Below are 19,463 nucleotides of genomic sequence, written 5' to 3'. Positions count from 1 at the left end.
CCGGCCCTGTTACGGGGCCGGTTTTCCGATGCGATATTGTCGCCGATCACATATGGATCGGCTTGGCAAAGGTCGCGAGTGCGGCTTCCTTGACGGCTTCCGACAGGGTCGGATGCGCGTGGCAGGTACGGCCGAGATCTTCGGACGAACCGCTGAATTCCATCAGCACGGCAATCTCGTGGATCATGTCGCCGGCGCCGAAGCTGACAATATGGCCACCGAGAACGCGGTCGGTTTCCTTGTCGGCGAGAATCTTGACGAAGCCGTCGGTGGCGAGCATCGCGCGGGCGCGACCGTTCGCCGTGAACGGGAACTTGCCAACCTTGTAGGCGATGCCTGCAGCCTTCAGCTCTTCTTCCGTGCGGCCGACCGATGCCACTTCCGGCTGGGTGTAAACGACAGACGGAATGACGTCGTAGTTCACGTGTCCGTGCTGGCCGGACAGGATTTCTGCGAGAGCGACGCCCTCGTCTTCGGCCTTGTGCGCCAGCATCGGGCCCTTCACCACGTCGCCGATCGCGTAAATGCCGGCAACATTGGTCTTGTAGCCGCCGTCGATTTCGACGCGACCGCGATTGTCGAGCGCAACGCCTGCTTCTTCGAGGCCAAGGCCTGCTGTGTATGGCTTGCGGCCGGTGGAGATCAGCACGACATCGGCTTCGAGGCTGACGGCTTCGCCACCCTTGACCGGCTCATAGGTGACCTTGGCGCCGGTTTCTGTCTTCTCGACGCCGGTAACCTTGGCTTCCGTGCGGATGTCCATGCCCTGCTTGGCCATCATGCGCTGGAACTGCTTGGAAACGTCCGCGTCCATCGAGCCGAGCAGCTTGTCGAGATACTCGATCACGGTGACCTTGGCGCCGAGACGCGACCAGACCGAACCGAGTTCCATGCCGATCACACCGCCGCCGACGACGATCATGTTGGCCGGAACCTTGTCGAGCGTGAGACCGCCCGTCGAGGAGACGATGACCTTCTCGTCGATGTCGACATTGACGCCCGGAATTCCAGCGATGTCGGAGCCGGTGGCGATGACGATGTTCTTCGTCTCGATTTCCTGGACCTTGCCGTCTTCACCGGTGACCGAAACCTTGCCGGCCGAAACGATCTTGCCGGTGCCGATGAAACCGTCGATCTTGTTCTTCTTGAACAGGAAGGCGACGCCATCGGTGTTCGACTTTACCGTCGCATCCTTGTGGGCCATCATCTTCGAAAGGTTCAGCGTCGGTGCCGGAACCTCGACGCCCAGTTCTTCCACGCCATGCGCCACATGCGCAAACATTTCCGAAGCATGCAGCAGCGCCTTGGAGGGAATGCAGCCGATGTTGAGGCAGGTACCGCCGTAGGTGGAGCGCTTTTCGACGACAGCGACCTTGAGGCCGAGCTGGGCCGCCTTGATTGCACAGACATAGCCGCCCGGGCCGGATCCGATTACGACAACATCATAAGCCATCAGACTATCCTTTTGATTGAGCAGGAGGCGGTCACACGAACAGTGCGATCATCATCAGCGCAAGGCCGACGAGGCTGACCAGCCATACAAGCGAGCGGACATAGGGAATGCCCTTGAGATAAAGTGGAATGTAGACGATACGCGCCACCAGCCAGACCGCAGCCCCGAACAGGCCAAAGCCCGACGAGTCACCCGTCAGGATCATCGCCAGCAAAAGGCCGATAAAGGCGGGATAGGTTTCCTGGTAGTTTCGCGAAGCGCGGGCCGCACGACCGGCCATCACGCTCTGGGGTTCGTTATCGCCGTCCCGCGGACCGGCATTCCATGCCGTGCCGCGATCCTTGGTGGCGAAATTCCCCTGCAGCAGAATATGCACGAGAAGCAGGACGACACTCAGGCACAGAAGTACCAAGAGATAGGTCGCATTGGCTGAAGCGGCGTCCATTTTGCTCTCCGCAAATTACAGATCGAGAACCAGACGTTCCGGATCTTCGAGGCTTTCCTTGACGCGCACGAGGAAGGTGACCGCTTCCTTGCCGTCGACGATACGGTGATCGTAGGACAGCGCCAGATACATCATAGGACGGATCACGACCTGACCGCCGATCGCGACCGGACGCTCCTGGATCTTGTGCATGCCGAGGATACCCGACTGCGGCGCGTTGAGGATCGGCGACGACATCAGCGAACCGTAGACGCCACCGTTGGTGATCGTGAACGTGCCGCCCTGCATGTCTGCCATCGACAGCGTACCATCGCGGGCAGCCTTGGCGAGACGGCCAAGTTCCTTTTCGACACCGGCGATCGAGCGCTGGTCGGCATCGCGGATGACAGGAACGACGAGCCCCTTGTCGGTGCCGACGGCCATGCCGACGTGGCAGTAGTTCTTGTAGATGAGGTCTGTGCCGTCGATCTCGGCGTTGACGGCCGGGAGTTCCTTCAGCGCGTGCGTGACGGCCTTGGTGAAGAAGCCCATGAAGCCGAGCTTCACGCCGTGCTTCTTCTCGAACACGTCCTTGTAGCGGTTGCGAAGATCCATCACGGCCTTCATGTCCACCTCGTTATAGGTGGTGAGCATGGCGGCTGTGTTCTGCGCATCCTTGAGGCGCTTGGCGATCGTCTGGCGCAGACGCGTCATCTTCACGCGCTCTTCGCGCGATGCATCGTCAGCCGACGAAACCGGGCGGGGAGCTGCCGGAACCGAAGCCGGTGCGGCAGGAGCAGCCGGGACCTTGGAAATGGCAGCGATCACATCGCCCTTCAGCACCTGACCGCGCTTGCCGGAACCGTCGACATCCGAAGTGGAGATGTTGTTGTCGGCAGCAACCTTGGCGGCAGCCGGTGCTGGCGGCATGGACGATCCGCCGGCAGGCGCTGCAGCAGGTGCCGGGGCAGCAGCTGCGGGTTCGGCAGCCTTCGCCGGAGCAGCTTCGGCCGGCTGTGCAGCAGGAGCTGCAGTGCCGGCAGCAGCACCGCCAGCCGAGATCTGGCCGAGCAGTGCGTCGAGGCCGACGGTCTCGCCGTTCTGGGCGACGATCTCTGTCAGAACGCCGGAGGCTGGAGCTGGGACTTCGACGGTAACCTTGTCGGTTTCCAGTTCGACCAGCGGCTCATCGGCCTTGACCGTGTCGCCGACCTTCTTGAACCAGGTGCCGACGGTTGCCTCGCTGACGGACTCGCCGAGGGTAGGGACGCGGATTTCGGTGGCCATGATCTATTTTCCGTGTTTGTCAGATATCGTTTCGGAGCAATTGGTGGAGACGGCTGAAAAATCAGCCGCCGAGAGCGTCTTCGAGGAAGGCTTCCAGCTGTGCCAGATGCTTGGACATCAGGCCGGTTGCAGGCGATGCTGCTGCCGGACGGCCCGTGTAACGGACGCGCTGATACTTGGCATCGATATGCGCCAGAACCCATTCCAGATACGGATCGATGAACGACCACGAACCCATGTTCTTCGGCTCTTCCTGGCACCAGACCATTTCCGCATTGCGGAAGCGGCTGAGCTCGTTGATGAGCGCCTTGGCAGGGAACGGATAGAGCTGTTCGATGCGCAGCAGGTAGATGTCGTCGATGCCGCGCTTTTCGCGCTCTTCCAGCAGATCGTAATAGACCTTGCCCGAGCACATCACGACGCGACGGATCTTCGCATCCTTCTGCAGCTTGATCGGACCGTCCTTGATCATCTCCGCGTCGTCCCACAGCAGGCGGTGGAACGAGCTTTCGCCTGCCATTTCCGCCAGTGTCGAGGTTGCGCGCTTGTGGCGCAGCAGCGACTTCGGCGTCATCAGGATCAGCGGCTTGCGGAAGTCGCGCTTCACCTGACGGCGCAGGATGTGGAAGTAGTTTGATGGCGTCGTGACGTTTGCGACCTGCATGTTGTCTTCGGCACACATCTGCAGCCAGCGTTCCAGGCGGGCGGAGGAATGCTCCGGGCCCTGCCCTTCATAGCCATGCGGCAGAAGGCAGACGAGACCCGACATGCGCAGCCACTTGCGCTCACCCGACGAGATGAACTGGTCGAACACGACCTGCGCACCGTTGGCGAAGTCGCCGAACTGGGCTTCCCATAGCGTCAGCGCGTTTGGACGCGCCAGCGAGTAGCCATATTCGAACCCGAGCACTGCCTCTTCCGACAGCATCGAGTTGATGACTTCGTACTTGCCCTGGCCAGCCTGCAGGTTGGAAAGCGGGATGTAGCGCTCTTCGGTTTCCTGATCGTAGAGAACCGAGTGACGCTGGGAGAACGTGCCGCGTTCGCAATCCTGACCCGAAAGACGGATCTTCGTGCCTTCGACGGTCAGCGAACCGAACGCCAGCGCTTCCGCCATGGCCCAGTCGATCCCCTCACCGGTCTCGATCATCTGCGCACGGTTATCCATGAAACGCTTGATCGTGCGGTGGGCGTTAAAACCTTCCGGAATGGTCGACAGCTTGCGACCGATCTCTCTCAGATCCTTGATGGGCATCGCGGTCTTGCCACGACGCTGCTCGTCGGCATTGTCGGCGGAACGCAGGCCGGACCACTGGCCGTCAAGCCAGTCGGCCTTGTTGGGCTTGTAGCTCTGGCCGGCCTCGAATTCGGTTTCGAGATTGGCTCGCCAGTCGGCCTTCATCTTCTCGAATTCGCCTTCGGTGATGACACCTTCGCCGATCAGACGTTCGGCATAGATCTCCGCCACGGCCTTGTGCGCGCGGATGACCTTGTACATCTTCGGCTGCGTGAACGCAGGCTCGTCGCCTTCGTTATGGCCGAAGCGGCGGTAGCAGAACATGTCGACCACGACCGGCTTGTGGAACTTCATCCGGTATTCGATGGCGATCTTGGCCGCGTAAACGACCGCTTCCGGATCGTCACCGTTGACGTGGAAGATCGGCGCCTCGATCATCTTAGCAACGTCCGACGGATAAGGCGACGAACGCGAGAAGCCAGGATTGGTGGTGAAGCCGATCTGGTTGTTGATGATGACATGCATCGTGCCGGCCACGCGGTGGCCGCGCAGACCCGACAGGCCGAGAATTTCAGCCGTCACGCCCTGGCCGGCAAAGGCCGCATCGCCGTGCAGCAGCAGCGGCAGAACCTTGGCGCGCTCGGACAGCGGAATGATGTTGTCCTTGTCCCAGACCTTGGTCAGCATGTCCTGCTTGGCGCGAGCCTTGCCCATGACGACAGGGTTAACGATTTCCAGGTGAGACGGGTTGGCGGTCAGCGACAGGTGAACCTTGTTGCCGTCAAATTCACGGTCCGACGAGGCACCCAGATGGTACTTCACGTCGCCCGAACCCTCGACTTCGTCGGGCTTGAACGAACCGCCCTTGAACTCGTGGAACACGGCGCGATGTGGCTTACCGAGGACGTTGGTCAAGACGTTCAGACGACCGCGGTGGGCCATGCCGAGGATGACTTCCTCGAGGCCTTCCTGACCGCCGCGCTTGATGATCTGCTCCAACGCCGGGATAAGCGATTCACCGCCATCCAGGCCGAAACGCTTGGTGCCCTTGAAGCGCACGTCGAGGAACTGCTCGTAGCCTTCGGCTTCGACCAGCTTCGAAAGGATTGCCTTCTTGCCTTCAGGCGTGAACGTGACGCCCTTGGCGGGACCTTCGATACGCTCCTGGATCCAGCCCTTTTCCTCGGGGTTGGACATGTGCATGAATTCGACGCCGATGGTCGAGCAATAGGTGCGCTCGAGGATCTCGATCATTTCGCGAACGGACGCGTATTCAAGGCCGAGAACGTTGTCGATGAAGATCTTGCGATCGTAATCGCTCTCTTCGAAGCCGTAGGACTTCGGCGACAGCTCGTTGTAATCGTCGACCGGGCTCGCGATCCCGAGCGGATCGAGCTTGGCATGAAGGTGGCCGCGCATGCGGTAGGCGCGGATCATCATGATGGCGCGAACGCTGTCGCGGGTCGCCTGCAGAACGTCGGTCTGCTGCACCGGCTGGCCGGTCACTGCAGCGGATGCTTCCGCCTTCGCCTTGACCTTAGTCTCGATCGCCTTTTCGACGATCGGCCAGTTGCCGTCGAGTGCCGAGATCAGATCGCCATTGGCGGGGATCGGCCAGTTCGAACGTTTCCAGGAGGCGCCCTGCGCCGCCTTCCTGACATCTTCGGGGCTGTCTGCCAGCGCCTTGAAGAAGGCCTGCCATTCCTCGGAAAGCGACGTTGGATCACTTTCGTAGCGCCCATAGAGCTGCTCGATATAGGCAGCGTTCGCACCATCGAGGAAAGACGTGATGAGGAACTGTTCGTTGGCTTCTTGCCGTGCCATTGCTTCCCGCGGGCGCCGCGCCCGCCTCCTGACCTGATCGGCACCGGATGAATTGACCGGAAACCGCATTCTCTGACGTATGGCTCGATACCGCTGCGAGCGGCGCCGCTCTTTAGTAGACCTACCTCGGGTAGACCTACCCTTGAGCGACTTACCCGCAGGTCGCATGCAGCAACCCGCGGGTCATTTGATGTCTGGTCCATCGCCGTCTATCTATCGGCGATGGGTGACCTTTATGTGGCGTTAGCCCTTGAGGACTTCAACCAGCGTCGTGCCGAGACGTGCCGGTGAAGGCGAAACCTTGATACCGGCTGCTTCCATGGCAGCGATCTTGGATTCCGCATCGCCCTTGCCGCCGGAAACGACAGCACCGGCATGGCCCATGGTGCGGCCCTTCGGAGCGGTCCGGCCGGCGATGAAGCCTGCCATCGGCTTCTTGCGGCCCTTCTTGGCTTCGTCGATCAGGAACTGTGCCGCTTCTTCTTCAGCCGAGCCGCCGATTTCGCCGATCATGATGATCGACTGCGTGGCTTCGTCTGCGAGGAACATTTCCAAGATGTCGATGAACTCGGTGCCCTTGACCGGATCGCCGCCGATGCCGACAGCCGTCGTCTGGCCGAGGCCTTCGTTGGACGTCTGGAACACGGCTTCATAGGTCAGCGTGCCGGAGCGCGACACGATACCGACCGAACCCTTGCGGAAGATCGAGCCCGGCATGATGCCGATCTTGCATTCTTCCGGCGTGAGAACGCCCGGGCAGTTCGGGCCGAGCAGGCGCGAGCTGGAACGGTCGAGGCGAGCCTTGACGCGAACCATGTCCATGACCGGAATGCCTTCGGTGATGCAGGTGATGAACGGGATCTCGGCTTCGATCGCCTCGATGATCGCGTCAGCCGCACCGGCCGGCGGAACGTAGATCACGGACGCATCGGCGCCGGTCTTTTCCTTGGCTTCGGCAACGGTCGCATAGATCGGCAGGCTTTCACCCTTCGAACCGGTCCAGGTTTCGCCACCCTTCTTCGGATGGATACCACCGACCATCTGCGTGCCGTAGTAGGCAAGCGCCTGTTCGGTGTGGAACGTGCCGGTCTTGCCGGTCAGGCCCTGAACCAGGACCTTGGTATTCTTATTGACGAGAATAGACATTATCAGGTCCCCAAATTAGGCTTTGATCGCCGCGACGATCTTCTTGGCAGCATCGTCGAGATCGTCAGCAGCCGTGATCGCAAGACCCGATTCGTTGAGGATCTTCTTGCCCAGCTCGACATTGGTGCCTTCGAGGCGCACGACGAGCGGAACCTTGAGGCCGACTTCCTGAACCGCTGCGACAACGCCTTCGGCGATGACGTCGCACTTCATGATGCCGCCGAAGATGTTGACGAGGATGCCCTCGACCTTCGGGTCAGCCGTGATGATCTTGAACGCAGCTGCGACCTTCTCCTTGCCGGCGCCACCGCCAACGTCGCAGAAGTTTGCAGGCTCTTTGCCGTACAGCTTGATGATGTCCATCGTCGCCATCGCGAGACCGGCACCGTTGACCATGCAGCCGATGTTGCCGTCGAGCGCCACGTAAGCGAGGTCCCACTTGGACGCTTCGATTTCCTTGGCGTCTTCTTCCGACTCGTCGCGCAGCGCCTTGACGTCGTCATGGCGGAAGATCGCGTTGCCGTCGAACGACATCTTGGCATCGAGAACGCGCAGATGATCGTCCTTCATGACGATCAGCGGGTTGATCTCGAGGAGCGCCATGTCCTTCTCGTTGAAGGCCTTGTAGAGCAGCGGGAACAGCGACTTTGCATCTTCCGCAGCAGCACCCGACAGTTCAAGCGCCGAAGAGATCGCAGCGATGTCTGCTTCAGTCACGCCGGCTTCCGGATCGATCGCGATCGTGTGGATCTTCTCGGGCGTGTCGTGAGCGACAGCTTCGATGTCCATGCCGCCTTCGGTCGAAACGACGAAGGCAACGCGGCCGACCGAGCGGTCGACGAGCAGCGAGCAATAGAGTTCGCGGGCAATGTCTGCGCCATCTTCGATATAGAGGCGGTTGACCTGCTTGCCGGCATCGCCGGTCTGCGCGGTGACCAGCGTGTTGCCGAACATTTCCTTGGCATGGCTCTTGGCTTCATCGATCGAGAAAGCCAGGCGAACGCCGCCCTTTGCTTCCGGTCCGAGTTCCTTGAACTTGCCCTTGCCGCGGCCACCAGCATGGATCTGGCTCTTGACCACATAAAGCGGACCCGGCAGCTGCTTTGCAGCAGCTTCGGCTTCTTCTGCGGAGAAGATTGCCACACCTTCCGCAACCGGTGCGCCATAACCCTTCAGGAGGGCCTTGGCCTGATATTCATGAATGTTCATCGAGGTATCCTTAAATCCGTGCGCCCGAAGGCGATTACTTCAGCGCAGGCGCGATATTGATGCAGGCTTCGCAGAGAGCCGAAACAGCGCCGACCGACTTCTGGAAGGCAGCTTCTTCGTCCTTGTTGAATTCGACTTCGATGATCCGCTCGACACCACCGGCACCGATGATCGTGGGAACGCCGACATACATGTCCTTCACGCCGTACTGGCCGGACAGGTAAGCAGCGGCAGGCAGAACGCGCTTCTTGTCCTTGAGGAAGGATTCGGCCATCTCGATCGCCGAAGCAGCCGGAGCGTAGTAGGCAGAACCGGTCTTCAGCAGGCCGACGATTTCAGCGCCACCGTCACGGGTGCGCTGGATGATTTCTTCGAGACGCTCGGCAGTGACCCAGCCCATCTTGACGAGATCGGTGAGCGGAACGCCGCCAACGGTCGAGTAGCGGGCGAGCGGCACCATCGTGTCGCCGTGGCCGCCGAGAACGAAGGCCGTGACGTCCTGGACGGAAACGTTGAATTCTTCCGACAGGAACAGGCGGAAACGAGCCGAGTCGAGAACGCCGGCCATGCCGACGACCATGTTCTTCGGCAGGCCGGAGAACTTCTGCAGAGCCCAGACCATCGCATCGAGCGGGTTGGTGATGCAGATGACGAATGCGTTCGGGGCGTATTTCTTGATACCGGCGCCGACCTGTTCCATCACCTTCAGGTTGATGCCGAGCAGATCGTCGCGGCTCATGCCGGGCTTGCGGGCAACGCCGGCAGTGACGATGCAGACATCAGCGCCTTCGATGGCGGAATAGTCGCTGGCACCGGAAAGCTTGGCGTTGAAGCCTTCGACGGGACCGGACTGGGCAATATCGAGGCCCTTGCCCTGCGGGATGCCGTCAGCAATGTCGAAGAGGACGATGTCGCCCAGCTCCTTCAGGCTGGCAAGATGTGCCAGCGTGCCACCGATCATGCCCGAACCAATAAGTGCAATTTTCTTGCGCGCCATCGAAAAGCTTCCTCTCAAGACTTTACCTGCGTCAAGTCATAGCAGGTTCACGTGCGGCGCCACCGATAGCGCCATATCGGAAAAATCGCAATCGATTATTTCGGAGTGATATTTTTCAATCGGTTAGATATCAATTACCTTACGTAAACGTAAGAACTTCTGTCATGAAAGTGTCAGGCTTCTTGACGCTTTGCGTTGTGCAGAGCGAGGTAATCGGCGCTCCGCATCTCCCAGAGACGGGAGATTGTTCGATCGAACTCGAACCCCTCGGTGCCGCGCTTCTCCAACAAAAGCTGATCCGGTTCGCTCGCGGCGGAGACGTAGAGTCTGACCGAATGGTCGTAGAACGCATCGACGAGATTGATGAAGCGCTTGGTTGCGTTGCGCTTTTCGGGTCCGAGCTGCGGGACGTGCTCAATGAAGACAGCGTCAAAGCGATCGGCGATCGCCAGATAGTCCGACGCGCCTAGCGGTTTTTCACACAAGTCCGAGAAGCTGAACCGTGCAGCCCGGCCGGACGCCAGCGGCACCTTGATGGTGCGACCTTTCATCGGCAACTCGACAGGGCTCGCCTTCTCGCCGTCGATCACCTGATGCCAGGTGTTTTCGATCGCCAGATCGGCTTGGGGGCTTAGAGGCGTCACATAGACGGGCAGGCTCGCCAGCTTCTGCATCCGGTAATCGGTTGGCGAGTCCAGCGTGACGACATCCACGTAGCGGCCGAGCAGCGCGATGAACGGCGTGAACAGACCGCGGTTGAGGCCATCCCTGTAGAGATCGTCGGGGGCTACGTTCGATGTCGCGACGAGAACGCATCCAAGGCCGAACAATTCCGTGAACAGACGTGCAAGGATCATCGCATCGGTGATATCGGTCACCGAGAATTCGTCGAAGCAGAGAAGTTCCGCTTCTGCGAACAGGGCCGCAGCGATCGGCGGCACCGGATCTGCCTGTTTCGTCTCGCCGCGTTTCAGCTTTTGACGGTGCTCGTGGATACGTCCATGCACGTCGGCCATGAATTCGTGAAAGTGCAGACGCCGCTTTTTTGCGATGGATGCCTTCTTGAAGAACATGTCCATCAGCATGGTCTTGCCGCGACCGACGCTGCCATGCACATAAAGCCCGCGGATTTCCCGCGGCTTGCCGCCACCGCGGGCAAACAGCCAGCCGAGAGCACTCGTCTTCTTGGCTGGCTTCGTGTCTCTGAAGCATTTGAGAATGTGGTCGAGCTTGGCGGCCACCTGCATCTGCGCAGTGTCCGGCGTCAGCACCCCGGACGCCGCCAGTGCCTTCAGCTCTTCACCGACGCTCGATGTGTAGTCCGGGATCGGCTCCACCCTGCCGCCTCCGCAGACCGTTTACCGGCTGAGACCGAGAGGCTGGCCCGAATTGGTGGTGCCGTCGAAACGGGTATCGCCGCTCTTGTAGACGCGGCCGATGACGTCGCCGGCGCGGTTCTTGAACTGAACCATCTTGCCCGACACTTCCCACGAACCCATCGTCGTCAGTTCGCCGGAGCAGCCACGGGTGCCGCCGCGCGATCCGCTGCCGAGATTGGTGAGCGTCAGGAACATGTCGCAGGACGAGCCGCCATTGGCAACGCGCCAGTTGCCGACCATCTGCTGCTTGGTAATATCGAGAGCATTGGCAGGCGCCGCAGCATTCGGATCGACGGATGCCATCTGCTGGCCTCCCTGAGGCGCCGTCGGATATTGGGCTGCACCACCCGGAGGTGGAAGCTGGCCGCCCTGCACACCCTGAACAGGCTGTGCCTGAAGCGGCGCGGGCCGGGAGGGCTGTGCTGGCAGATCAGCATAAGGGGAGGTATTGGACGTCCTCTGGCAACCGGCAAGAGCCAGCGCAAGAACAACGCCTGTCGCCACATATCTGAACTGCATCACAAAACTCCTGCTTTCAGCCGCATCTCTGCATGGAACTGATCCATTCAATTGAGACGGAATTACCGTAAAAGGACTTAGTTAATCAAGTCATACCGGCGCTATTTGGCGAAGGCACGACAACTGTCACGATTACGCGAGCTGTTTTAATCGAAAAATCCCGACCGTGCGTCTGCAGGGTCGGGATACTGTAAGGTTTTACTAGACGCGGCGCTCGACCATCATCTTCTTGATTTCGGCAATCGCCTTGGCAGGGTTCAGACCCTTCGGGCAGGTCTGCGCGCAGTTCATGATCGTGTGGCAGCGATAGAGCCGGAACGGATCCTCGAGGTTGTCGAGGCGCTCGCCCTTGGCTTCGTCTCTGGAGTCGATCAGCCAGCGATAGGCCTGAAGCAGAACAGCCGGACCGAGATAGCGGTCGCCGTTCCACCAGTAGCTGGGACAGGATGCCGAGCAGCAGGCGCAGAGGATGCACTCGTAGAGACCGTCGAGTTTCTGGCGGTCGTCGTGGCTCTGCTTCCATTCCTTGGCAGGTGTCGGCGAGACGGTCTTCAGCCAGGGCTCGATCGAGCGGTGCTGGGCGTAGAAGTTCGTGAGATCCGGAACCAGGTCCTTGACCACAGGCATATGCGGCAGCGGATAGACTTTGACCGTTCCCTTCACGTCGTCCATGCCCTTGGTGCAGGCAAGCGTGTTGGTGCCGTCGATGTTCATGGCGCAGGAACCGCAAATGCCTTCGCGGCACGAACGGCGCAGTGTCAGCGTCGGGTCGATATTGTTCTTGATGTAGAGAAGACCATCGAGAACCATCGGGCCGCAATCGTCGATATCGATGTAGAACGTATCGATCCGCGGGTTCTGGCCGTCGTCCGGGCTCCAGCGGTAGACGCGGTATTCCCGGACGTTCGTGGCACCATCCGGCTTCGGCCAGACCTTGCCTTCGGTCATCTGGGAATTCTTGGGCAGAGCGAGTTCAACCATGTTCCAGTTTCCTCAGATCAATACACGCGGGCTTTCGGCTCGATCTTGTAAGGGTCGATGCCGTCAGCGATCAGGTCCGTGTGGACCGGGCGATAGTCGAGCTTCACGTCGCCCGCGTCGTTGACCCAGGCAAGCGTGTGCTTGCGCCAGGTCACATCGTCGCGGCCGGAAAACGCGCCGTCCGTATAGTCCTCGCGTGCATGAGAGCCGCGGCTCTCCTTGCGCGCTTCGGCACCGTAGACCGTGGTGATCGCGTTCGCCATCAGGTTATGCAGTTCGAGCGTTTCGACGAGATCCGAGTTCCAGATCATCGAATGGTCGGTCACCTTCACGTCGCGCATTTCGCCCCAGATTGCCGACATGCGCTTGCAACCGGATTCCAGCGACTCCTGTGTGCGGAACACGGCGGCATCATCCTGCATGGTGCGCTGCATCTTGTCGCGCAGGATCGCCGTCGGCGTCGAGCCGCTGGCGTGGCGAAGGCTGTCGAAGCGGTCCATGATCTTGTCGCAGGCGGCCGTGTTCAGTGCCGGGATCGGTCCTTCGCGGTCGATCACCTGGCCGGCGCGGATGGCGGCGGCACGGCCAAACACGACGAGATCGATCAGCGAGTTGGAGCCGAGACGGTTGGCACCGTGCACCGAGGCGCAACCCGCTTCACCGACGGCCATAAGGCCAGGCAGGATGCGTTCCGGGTTGTTGGCGTCCGCATTCAGCACCTCGCCCCAGTAATTGGTGGGGATGCCGCCCATGTTGTAATGCACGGTCGGCAGAACCGGGATCGGTTCGCGCGTCACGTCGACGCCCGCAAAGATCTTGGCGCTTTCGGAAATGCCGGGAAGGCGTTCGTGCAGGACGGCCGGATCGAGATGGTCGAGATGCAGGAAGATGTGGTCCTTGTTCTTGCCGACGCCGCGGCCTTCGCGGATTTCCAGCGTCATGCAACGCGAGACCACGTCACGGGAGGCCAGATCCTTCGCGGATGGCGCATAGCGCTCCATGAAGCGCTCGCCCTCGGAATTCACGAGGTAGCCGCCTTCGCCGCGTGCACCCTCGGTGATGAGACAGCCCGAGCCATAGATGCCGGTCGGGTGGAACTGGACGAATTCCATGTCCTGAAGAGGCATGCCGGCACGTGCGACCATGCCGCCACCGTCGCCGGTGCAGGTATGGGCAGAGGTTGCCGAGAAATAGGCGCGGCCGTAACCGCCGGTCGCCAGAACCACCATCTTGGCGGTAAAGCGATGGATCGTGCCGTCGTCGAGGTTCCAGGCAACGACGCCGGTGCAACGACCGTCAACCGACATGATGAGGTCGAGCGCGAAATACTCGATGAAGAATTCCGCATTGTGCTTCAGCGACTGGCCGTAGAGCGTGTGGAGGATGGCGTGGCCGGTGCGGTCAGCGGCAGCGCAGGTGCGCTGCACCGGCGGGCCGGCACCGAAGTTCTGCATGTGGCCGCCGAACGGGCGCTGGTAGATCTTGCCTTCTTCGTTGCGCGAGAAAGGCACGCCGTAGTGCTCGAGTTCATAGACGGCCTTGGGCGCTTCCATGACCATGTACTGCATGGCGTCGACGTCGCCGAGCCAGTCGGAACCCTTGACGGTATCATAGAGATGCCACTGCCACGAATCGGGTGTCATGTTCTGCAGCGAGGCGGCAATGCCGCCCTGTGCGGCGACGGTGTGCGAACGGGTCGGGAAGACCTTGGTGATGCAGGCCGTCTTGAAGCCCTGTTCGGCCATGCCGAGCGTGGCGCGCAATCCTGCACCGCCGGCACCCACGACGATCACGTCGTAGGAATGGTCGACATAGGTATAGGCCTTGCCGGTCTGAGAGGCGCCTGAAGCGATGGGGGTGACGGATGCCATGACGGATTATCCTACGAAAGCGATCTTCAGAACGGCGAACAGACAGAGCCCGGCGATCAGGATCGAGAAGAATGTGTTGAGCATGACGAACAGGACCTTCGCGAACTCGCTGTGCACGTAGTCCTCGATGATGACCTGCATGCCGAGCTTCATGTGGATGATGCCCGAGATCACGACAAGGCCCATGACAACAGCGACGAACGGGTTCGACAGCGCCTCGACCACTTCGGCAAACGGCTTGCCGGCATAAATGATCATGAAGATCACGAAAAAGGTCATCAACGGCACGTTGGCGACGGCGGTCATCCGCTGGCGCCAGAAATGTTCGGTACCGTCTTTGGCGGAGCCCAGTCCGCGGACCTTACCGAGCGGGGTGCGCATATCCATGGAAGCTGTTCCTTAGCGAACGATGAAGCCGACCACCCAGACCAGCACGGTCAGACAGAGCGATGCGATGATGTTGGCGATGGCGAGCTTGGTCGAAAATTCCTTCTCGAAGCCACGGCCCAAGTCCCACATGAAGTGGCGGAAGCCGCCGAGCATGTGGTGGATCAGCGCCCATGTATAGCCGAGAAGAACCAGCTTGCCGGGAATGCTGCCGAGCGCCCAGTTGGCCCAGTCGTAGTAAGCCGGGCCGCTTGCTGCAGCGATCAGCCACCACGCGACAAGGATCGTGCCGAAATACAGAGCGCCACCGGTGATACGGTGAACGATCGACATGACCATTGTGGGGATTGGCTTGTAGATTGAGAGATGCGGCGACAGAGGCCGGTTGTTAGTCACATTCGCCATCAGAACCTCGCGGCGTCGTAATGCGTCAAAGAGCGGGAGCCCTTGGCAATGCACGCTGCCGAGAAAATGTGCATTGCATCATTCGCGTGGTTTAATCTTGGAATTCCCCAACGACAAGAACAATTCTAAACGATCGAGAATTTAATCGATTGTGTTTTTCTCAAGGTCTCGGGTTTGCCAGATCGCGGCACGATATCTGGCAAACCCGAACAATTGGTTTCTTGCCAGAAACCCGCTTTCGCTCCATGTTAATGTTTCGTTAACCTGTGTGTCGCGGAGTTCGTCATGATCAGTCACCGGATCAAGCCCCTTGTCATCGCCGCAGCAGTGCTTGCAGCCTTCGCATCAGTCGCTTCCGCGGCAGATCGCAGGCATCACCATCAGGGCTATGCCGACCGTGGATACGACAGAGGCCATCGCCACCAGTTCGTCGAAAACAATCGCTGGGATCGCCAGGGTGACGGACGACGCAACCGTCCTGCCGAGATCAACCGGATGACCCGTACTTATGCATCGGGTCGCTTTGATCGGGGCTCGTCATCCTTCACGCGCGGGATTGATACCTATGCAGGTTCGATCCAGGCCTACTCGGTCCCTGGCAATGGGACCTATTTTGTGCGCGACGATATCTACTGGCCGCAGCAGGAACGCCGCAGTCTGGCACTCGCCCCGAAAGCCAAGGTGATCGATGTAGCGCAGGAGATGGGCGGCAACGCGGTGGCCTCGAACAAATCCTGCTCGTTTGAAGCCGGCGTCTGCGTCATTCGAGGCGGCCGATAGTCGTCTCAGGCGAACCGCCACACGGTCGTCTTTTTGACCTCGCTGTCTTCAAGTGCCCGGGTGACGGGTACCTGGTAGACGGCCATCTCGGTAAGCCGATCCTTGGGGCAGTAGCTCCTGCCGGGATCACCGACCAGAACGACCTTTCCCGCTTCCGATAACCGGGTAAACCACGGTATCAACAGATCGGCCATGCCGCGATCGTAGAACACGTCGCCGGCGAGCAGCACATCCACCTCGATCTCTCGCCCGATCAGATCTTGCGACGTGAAGGATATCTCAACGTGGTTTTCTGCGGCGTTGAGCCTCACCGCAGCTTCCGTCCAGGGATCGATATCGGCGGCCAACACATGCGCTGCGTCAGCCTGTTTCGCCGCGATCGCCACCAGCCCGGATCCCGATGCGAAATCCAGCACCCGCTTGCCGGCAACCGTCTGCGGATGATCGAGGATGTAGCGGGCGAGCCCCTGCCCGCCGGCCCAGGCAAAGGCCCAGAACGGCGGCGGCAGACCGATCGCCTGCAACTCTTCCTCGGTCTTCAGCCAGAGGTCATGCGCCTCGGTCGCCAGATGAAGCCGGATCTCCGGAACATGCGGCGGCGCGGTGACATCCGTGTTGGCGAGGATGAAGGTCGCAGGGTCGGTTTTCAAGGACGCGTCAGTCCGGCGAGCGGGGCGGGTTCTTGACACCACCCAAGCGGCAGATCTCGAGATATTCCTCTTCCGTCACCGGCTGTACGGAAAGCCGCATCGAGGTGACAAGTGCCATCTTCTCGAACTGCGGATTTGCCTTGATGTCCTTCAGCGTGATCGGCTTCGGCACATCCTCGACGGCGCGAATATCGACGCAGTCCCACTTCGGATCGCCCTTGGCCGAACTATCCGGATGCGACAGCGCGCAAACCTCGACGATGCCGACAATCTCCAGCCCCTCGTTGGAGTGATAGAAGAAACCCTTGTCGCCGATCTTCATGGCCCGCATGTTGTTGCGGGCCTGATAGTTGCGCACGCCGGTCCATTCCTCGCCGGCTTTTCCCTTGGCCTTCTGCTGCTCCCAGGACCAGACATCCGGTTCGGATTTATAGAGCCAATAGGCCATGGTTACCTCACTCAGCAGGCTTGTTGATCGTCCAGTTCCACGGCTTCACATCGACCGTCTCGAACAGGCCGGCGAGGTAATAGGGATCCGCCTCGGCAAGCGTGCGGGCAGCCGCCATATCGGCGGCTTCAACCACGACCAGGCTGCCATTCGGCTTGCCTTCATCGTCAAGGAAAGGACCGGCAAACTTCAGCGTGCCGTCGGCATTCAGCTTGTTGAGATGTTCGAGATGGACCGGACGGGTTTCCATCCGGACGTTGAGATGGCCGGGCTTGTCGGTGCAGAGGAAGGCAAACAGCATCGTTCTCTCCTGGGGTTGATCTATTCCGTCGTGATCGGGCGGGTCATCAGGCGTTCCATCGCGTCGGCCACGCCAAGCCGTCCGTCGATGATCGCGGCAACGGCCTCGGTGACCGGCAGATCGACGGAATGGGTCTGCGCAAGCTGGGCTGCGACCGATGCGGCAAAGGCGCCTTCGACCAGCGGTCCGCTGGACGCCGATGCCGGCTGCCCCTGCCCGAGCGAAATGCCGAAGCGCAGATTGCGGGACTGGTGGCTGGTTCCGGTCAGGACCAGATCGCCGAGACCGGACAGGCCCCGAACCGTATCCGCCTTGCCGCCCATCGCCTCGACCAGACGCGACATTTCCGCAAGTCCGCGCGAAATCAGTGCGGCACGGGCCGAATCACCCAGGCCTGCGCCCTCGACGATGCCGCAGGCGATCGCCAGCACGTTCTTCATCGCGCCGCCGAGCTGCACGCCGATCCGGTCGGACGAGGCGTAAAGCCGGAAGGTCCGGCTGGACAGCACGGTCGCCAGACGCTCAGCGAGCAGTTGGTCCTCCGCCGCAAGCGCCATCGCCGTCGGAAGCCCGCGCGCCATGTCGAATGCAAAACCGGGGCCGGAGAGAACCGCGATCGCGTGGCTCGGAAGCGATGCCTCCAGAACGTCCGTCAGCAAACGCCCTGACACGCGGTCTATGCCTTTGGCACAGGTAACGACCGCCGCATCCTTTGCGAGATACGGACCGTAATACCGCGCCGCATCGCCCTGCGCCTGCGAAGGCATGGCAAACAGCACGATGCTCGCATCCGAGATGGCGTCGGGTTCAGCGGAGAATTCGAGCGCATCCGGCAACGTCACGCCGGGAAGTGCCGCGTCATGCACACGGTCGTTTCTGAGATCGGCCATCAGGCCGGTATTGCGACCGATCAGCGTTACCGGGTGACGACCTTCGAGCGCGATGACGGCAGCGAGTGCCGTGCCGAAGGCGCCTGCCCCGATCACGACGATCCGCTCCTGCGAGGTGTCTGCCCCATTCATGCCTTGGCACCCCGTTTGCCGGAACCGAGCAGCGTCTGCGCATTGGCATCCAGCGGCCAGCGCGAGCGCGGCGCCACATCCATTCCGTCGAACGGCATGTCTTCGGCCAGACGTTCAAGCCCTGCCCAGGCGATCATCGCGGCATTGTCCGTGCAAAGCTTCATCGGCGGCGCGATGAAGCGAAATCCGTGTTCGATGCAGAGCGCCTGCAGCGTTCGGCGTATCTCCTGGTTGGCGGCAACGCCGCCCGCAACCACCAGCGCAGGACCGACATCCAGATGGCCGAATTCCTTGGCAAAGCGCGCAAGCCCACGCCCGATCCGGTCGCGCAGCGTGCGCGAAATCGCCTTCTGGAACGAGGCGCAGATATCGGCGATATCCTGCTCGGACAGCGGCGCGATCTCGGTCGCGGCCTGACGCACGGCGGTCTTGAGACCGGAGAAGGAAAAGTCCAGCCGGGCTTCACCAACCAGCGGCCGCGGCAATTGAAAACGATCGGGATTGCCGGTCAGCGCCGCCTTCTCGACGGCGGGTCCGCCCGGGTATGGCAGGCCGAGCAGTTTCGCCGTCTTGTCGAAGGCTTCGCCCAAAGCATCGTCGATCGTGGTGCCCCAGCGCTCATAATCGCCGACGCCGCGCACAAGAACCAACTGCGTATGGCCGCCGGAGACCAGCAGCATGAGATAGGGGAACGACAATCCGTCCGTCAGCCGCGCTGTCAGCGCATGGCCTTCGAGATGGTTTATCGCCATCAGCGGCTTGCCGGTGGCGCGGGCAATCGCCTTCGCCGTCATCAGCCCGACGATTAATCCGCCGATCAGGCCGGGACCGGAGGTCGCCGCCACCGCATCGATCTCATCCAGCGAGACGCCGGCGCGGGAAAGCGCTTCCTCGATCAGTCCGTCCAGCGCCTCCACATGGGCGCGCGCCGCAATCTCGGGCACGACGCCGCCATAGGCACTGTGCTCGTCGAGTTGCGAGAAGACGACATCGGACAGGATTTCGCCACGACCGTCCTCGTGGCGCACGACGATCGCGGCCGCGGTTTCGTCGCAGCTTGTTTCAATGCCGAGGATGCGAAGAAATGCCGCCATGACCTATCGTTGATTGAAGAGGGAAACAGGTTTACGAGGGCTTCCGGTA

Annotated in this window: 19 protein-coding genes; 1 reads left to right on the top strand and 18 read right to left on the bottom strand. The window is 60.9% G+C overall.

Features of this window, described 5'->3' with window-relative positions:
- Nucleotides 1-46: 46 nt before the first annotated feature.
- From lpdA to sdhC, 13 genes are all read right to left on the bottom strand, one after another.
- The gene (gene lpdA, locus AC0JZ8_RS07480) at nt 47-1,453 is read right to left on the bottom strand and encodes a dihydrolipoyl dehydrogenase (protein ID WP_062581696.1); all 1,407 of its coding nucleotides are present in this window, start codon (nt 1,451-1,453) and stop codon (nt 47-49) included.
- Between the two features lie 31 nt (nt 1,454-1,484).
- Nucleotides 1,485-1,898: an MAPEG family protein gene (locus AC0JZ8_RS07475; protein ID WP_062581695.1), complete on the bottom strand. Its 414-nt coding sequence runs from the start codon at nt 1,896-1,898 to the stop codon at nt 1,485-1,487.
- A gap of 15 nt (nt 1,899-1,913) precedes the next feature.
- The gene (gene odhB / locus AC0JZ8_RS07470; RefSeq protein WP_471892174.1) at nt 1,914-3,164 is read right to left on the bottom strand and encodes a 2-oxoglutarate dehydrogenase complex dihydrolipoyllysine-residue succinyltransferase; all 1,251 of its coding nucleotides are present in this window, start codon (nt 3,162-3,164) and stop codon (nt 1,914-1,916) included.
- A gap of 61 nt (nt 3,165-3,225) precedes the next feature.
- A complete protein-coding gene (locus tag AC0JZ8_RS07465; protein ID WP_062581691.1) occupies nt 3,226-6,225 on the bottom strand; it encodes a 2-oxoglutarate dehydrogenase E1 component in 3,000 nt (999 codons plus the stop codon).
- Nucleotides 6,226-6,468: 243 nt separating this feature from the next.
- Nucleotides 6,469-7,371, bottom strand: coding sequence for a succinate--CoA ligase subunit alpha (gene sucD, locus AC0JZ8_RS07460; protein WP_062581687.1), 903 nt, complete (start codon nt 7,369-7,371; stop codon nt 6,469-6,471).
- A gap of 15 nt (nt 7,372-7,386) precedes the next feature.
- Nucleotides 7,387-8,580, bottom strand: a complete 1,194-nt coding sequence (sucC, locus tag AC0JZ8_RS07455; protein WP_062581685.1) for an ADP-forming succinate--CoA ligase subunit beta — start codon at nt 8,578-8,580, stop codon at nt 7,387-7,389.
- A gap of 34 nt (nt 8,581-8,614) precedes the next feature.
- Nucleotides 8,615-9,577, bottom strand: coding sequence for a malate dehydrogenase (gene mdh, locus AC0JZ8_RS07450; protein WP_471892173.1), 963 nt, complete (start codon nt 9,575-9,577; stop codon nt 8,615-8,617).
- Between the two features lie 173 nt (nt 9,578-9,750).
- Nucleotides 9,751-10,914: a cell division protein ZapE gene (gene zapE, locus AC0JZ8_RS07445; protein ID WP_062462489.1), complete on the bottom strand. Its 1,164-nt coding sequence runs from the start codon at nt 10,912-10,914 to the stop codon at nt 9,751-9,753.
- A 21-nt stretch (nt 10,915-10,935) separates the two neighbouring features.
- Nucleotides 10,936-11,475: a protease inhibitor Inh/omp19 family protein gene (locus AC0JZ8_RS07440; RefSeq protein ID WP_062462486.1), complete on the bottom strand. Its 540-nt coding sequence runs from the start codon at nt 11,473-11,475 to the stop codon at nt 10,936-10,938.
- 201 nt (nt 11,476-11,676) lie between these two features.
- Nucleotides 11,677-12,456, bottom strand: coding sequence for a succinate dehydrogenase iron-sulfur subunit (locus AC0JZ8_RS07435; RefSeq protein ID WP_062462483.1), 780 nt, complete (start codon nt 12,454-12,456; stop codon nt 11,677-11,679).
- A 17-nt stretch (nt 12,457-12,473) separates the two neighbouring features.
- Nucleotides 12,474-14,327, bottom strand: a complete 1,854-nt coding sequence (gene sdhA / locus AC0JZ8_RS07430) for a succinate dehydrogenase flavoprotein subunit (protein ID WP_062462480.1) — start codon at nt 14,325-14,327, stop codon at nt 12,474-12,476.
- A gap of 6 nt (nt 14,328-14,333) precedes the next feature.
- Nucleotides 14,334-14,714, bottom strand: a complete 381-nt coding sequence (gene sdhD, locus AC0JZ8_RS07425) for a succinate dehydrogenase, hydrophobic membrane anchor protein (RefSeq protein WP_062462477.1) — start codon at nt 14,712-14,714, stop codon at nt 14,334-14,336.
- 12 nt (nt 14,715-14,726) lie between these two features.
- Nucleotides 14,727-15,119, bottom strand: a complete 393-nt coding sequence (gene sdhC / locus AC0JZ8_RS07420; protein WP_062462475.1) for a succinate dehydrogenase, cytochrome b556 subunit — start codon at nt 15,117-15,119, stop codon at nt 14,727-14,729.
- Nucleotides 15,120-15,404: 285 nt separating this feature from the next.
- Here sdhC and AC0JZ8_RS07415 point away from each other — a divergent pair, with 285 nt between their 5' ends.
- Entirely contained in the window at nt 15,405-15,899 is a 495-nt protein-coding gene (locus AC0JZ8_RS07415) for a hypothetical protein (RefSeq protein WP_062462473.1), read from the top strand.
- A gap of 5 nt (nt 15,900-15,904) precedes the next feature.
- Here the strand turns inward: AC0JZ8_RS07415 and AC0JZ8_RS07410 are convergent, their stop codons facing one another.
- The 5 genes from AC0JZ8_RS07410 to tsaD are packed head-to-tail and all read right to left on the bottom strand — an operon-like array spanning nt 15,905 to nt 19,414.
- The gene (locus tag AC0JZ8_RS07410) at nt 15,905-16,549 is read right to left on the bottom strand and encodes a class I SAM-dependent methyltransferase (protein WP_471892172.1); all 645 of its coding nucleotides are present in this window, start codon (nt 16,547-16,549) and stop codon (nt 15,905-15,907) included.
- Nucleotides 16,550-16,556: 7 nt separating this feature from the next.
- Nucleotides 16,557-16,997, bottom strand: coding sequence for an EVE domain-containing protein (locus AC0JZ8_RS07405; protein WP_062462467.1), 441 nt, complete (start codon nt 16,995-16,997; stop codon nt 16,557-16,559).
- Nucleotides 16,998-17,004: 7 nt separating this feature from the next.
- Nucleotides 17,005-17,298: a YciI-like protein gene (locus AC0JZ8_RS07400; RefSeq protein WP_062462464.1), complete on the bottom strand. Its 294-nt coding sequence runs from the start codon at nt 17,296-17,298 to the stop codon at nt 17,005-17,007.
- 20 nt (nt 17,299-17,318) lie between these two features.
- Complete coding sequence (locus AC0JZ8_RS07395; RefSeq protein WP_471892171.1) at nt 17,319-18,320, bottom strand: NAD(P)H-dependent glycerol-3-phosphate dehydrogenase; 1,002 nt, start codon at nt 18,318-18,320, stop codon at nt 17,319-17,321.
- Entirely contained in the window at nt 18,317-19,414 is a 1,098-nt protein-coding gene (gene tsaD / locus AC0JZ8_RS07390; RefSeq protein ID WP_062462459.1) for a tRNA (adenosine(37)-N6)-threonylcarbamoyltransferase complex transferase subunit TsaD, read from the bottom strand. The genes AC0JZ8_RS07395 and tsaD overlap by 4 nt, the downstream gene beginning before the upstream one ends.
- Between the last annotated feature and the right edge of the window lie 49 nt (nt 19,415-19,463).

The organism is Velazquezella soli (assembly GCF_977018685.1).
Note: the sequence above shows the minus strand (reverse complement) of the source record. Positions and strands in the feature narration are given on the sequence as shown.